This is a genomic window from Helicobacter salomonis (genome assembly GCF_900197775.1).
Lineage (GTDB): Bacteria > Campylobacterota > Campylobacteria > Campylobacterales > Helicobacteraceae > Helicobacter > Helicobacter salomonis.
The window spans coordinates 1-1,833 of sequence record NZ_FZMA01000068.1 but is presented as its reverse complement, the minus strand read 5'-3'; the positions used below and the strand labels follow the sequence as shown (position 1 = coordinate 1,833).

Annotated in this window: 3 protein-coding genes; all 3 read left to right on the top strand. The window is 45.3% G+C overall.

Features of this window, described 5'->3' with window-relative positions:
* Window positions 1-578 (top strand): phage replication initiator YdaU family protein (locus C6H04_RS07775; RefSeq protein ID WP_499797619.1); only part of this gene is annotated, 578 nt, incomplete at its 5' end.
* Window positions 579-715: 137 nt separating this feature from the next.
* Window positions 716-961: a hypothetical protein gene (locus C6H04_RS07770; RefSeq protein WP_158653834.1), complete on the top strand. Its 246-nt coding sequence runs from the start codon at window positions 716-718 to the stop codon at window positions 959-961.
* Between the two features lie 76 nt (window positions 962-1,037).
* On the top strand, window positions 1,038-1,833 hold a 796-nt coding region (locus tag C6H04_RS07765; RefSeq protein ID WP_104732820.1), incomplete at its 3' end, for a DnaB-like helicase C-terminal domain-containing protein.

Genomic DNA, 1,833 nt, shown 5'->3' with positions numbered 1-1,833 from the left:
GGTCAGAGTGCCCTAATTTAGGCAACTGCAAAGATGACACCCCCCAAGAATACGGGGTTCCCACCACACGGCAAAATTTACCGCGCATTAAAAATAAAGAATCTAAAAACAAACATGGGAACCTTTGCGCGCATGCGCGCGAGTTGAGCAGAGAGGAAGAAGAATCTCATCCTACCAACCCCTCTCTTTGGTCTAAAGGCCTGCAGACCCTCAAGCGTCTCTTCACCCAGCAGAGCACTCTAAACCTGGATTGTTTAGAACAGAGTGAAAGAGTGGCCTTTGAAGATTTTCTAGCCTATCGGCAAGAACACACCAAGATCACCCATAGCACCAAGAGAGTCTTGCTCAACCACTGCTTGGAATTGAAAAATCAAGGGCATGACATTGCAGCCTGCATCTACCACTCTATGCGCAACAATTATCGGGATATTTTCCCACCCAAAGAGTACACCCAAACCAAGGCTAAGGGCATCTTAGATCGCATCATCAAGGCCTACAATGGCTTTAGCTACGCCAATATGGAGGAGAGCCTAGTGATGATGATTGATCACTACATCGAGGCACACAATGAAGCCTAAAGAACACACGGGGAGTTTCTTTTTGACTAAAGCTGTACTGGGCTTACTGGATACCATTGCGCAGTTAGAAGGGCAGAGCCGTGGAGTGGTGGTGGAGCGCATCATGCGCTTCTACCTGCTCAAGAGAGGAGAGAGCAATGCAAAAGACTATTGGGACAAGTCCAAACGCGTCTACAAGGCTAAGAAAAAAGTTCTGCGTGCATCCCCATATCAGCCACGCCTTCAAGCGCGTGGCCAAAGCAGAGGGAATCAGTCAGAACGCGCTGCTAGAGCGTTGCATTTTAGAAGCCCTAGATGCCTTCGCCCTAGAAAATCTCTATCTGCACACGCACAGAGAAATCTTTTTAGCAAATTTTAGCAAAGGAGAGAAGATGAAAACTTAGGAGAGATAAAAAAACATGGTCGGGCCAATAGGATGTTTACAACAACGAAAAAATTAAAAATGACAAAGGAAAAACAATGCAAAATTTAGAAAACTTAAGTCTCTTGGATGAAAAAATCGTAGTCGCCAGTGCTATGGCTTACCCAAAATACATCGAAGCTTTCTTAGAGGGCATTGATTTAAAATACTTTGAGCCACTCCATCAAGAAGTGCTCAAAGCTATCTTGAGCTTAGATGCTCAAAATGCCCAAGTCTCATTAGAGACAATATTATCTCAATTGGGCGAGAAAATTGTAGCACAAGATGCCTTTAAAGCCCTTTTAAGCATAGAGCCCATCCCCGATTATCTACGCCTTAAAGAGCAGTTGAAAAAGGCCTTGATGCGCAAGGTGCAACGCCAATTGGGCTATAAACTCATTGAGGCTAGCAATCGTGCTGAAATCTTTGATGCAGAGTTCTTGGATAAATACATCCATGTTGAAGACAAGAGCACACAATCACCCACTTTGACTCAATGGATTGAGCGGGGCAAAAACACCCCACGCGCTCCTAGATTTGCTACAGGCATACAAGACCTGGACAAGCTATTGGGTGGGGGGCTGGATTCTAATGGCTTAGTGCTCATAGGGGGGGACCCAGAGGCGGGCAAAACCCTTCTAGCTACTCAGATTTTAGAGCACATGGCTCTAAGCACTAAAGTGCTCTTCTACTCCTTTGAATTCTCTGTACCCGAATATGTGGACGCCTTGCAAGCCAAAGGCTTCCAGCTAGACCCTGATTGGTATCGCATTAATGACACCGCTTCGCACTTGAGCGATTTGGTCATTTCTATAAAGAATCATATCAAGCAGGGGTATAAGGTGTTTTTGATAG